General features: G+C 47.3%; 1 protein-coding gene. It reads right to left on the reverse strand.

Features of this window, described 5'->3' with window-relative positions:
• The coding region (locus AC01ZF_RS17570) for a DUF5131 family protein (protein WP_476575555.1) at positions 1-732 on the reverse strand (732 nt) is incomplete at its 3' end.
• Between the last annotated feature and the right edge of the window lie 39 nt (positions 733-771).

Consider the following 771-nt stretch of genomic DNA (forward strand, 5'->3'; position numbering starts at 1 on the left):
CAGATACGGCATTTGGTCGTATGTGCGACCGTCTAATATTCGCCCATTCCGCCACTTCTGTGCTCCGCCCCACTGCTTGAAGAAAAACGGCACACTTGCTTTTTGGCATTGGTCACGAATAGAGCGTACCCATTCTTCTTTCATTGGGCGCGCACCGGCACCTGATTCGCCACCAACAATAACCCAGTGAATCCCATCGAGGGGTAGTTTATCCAAAGGTCCTAAGAGGGGTTCGCACGAGAGAAACCGTACTTGTGCCGGAACTTGGCGGAGATGTTCGATGCGCGTGTAATACTCCGCAGTTTCCACACTTACCCCCATCCAAACGTTCTCAGGCCAAGGAAGCTGTGGCGCGAGATTTAAAAGTCTTTCCGACCTTTTTGTCAAAACTTGAAAAATATGCCGGTTTGCTTTTACCATTGTTTCAAACACTTGTTGAATAAACTCGTCAGGAACGGATAAGTGGAAAAGATCAGACATTGAGTTAACAAAAATTATTGAAGGCTTTCGCCAACGTAAAGGTAGTTCTAAAAGGTCTGGATGGAGTGTTACTTGGAACCCGTGGCGATACCTAGCGTTCCCTATCTTTTGGAGCCGACGTGCAAACCTTTCTGCGTAACAGTACTTACAGCCAGGGCTTACCTTCGTGCACCCAGTAACTGGGTTCCAAACTCTCTGTGACCATTCAATTTTTGTGGTACCCGCCATCACTATCACTCCTCTCTCATACATTACTAACCACCGTGATGGGTTGTACTATACAACACCAAC

The organism is Chloroflexus sp. (assembly GCF_056331925.1).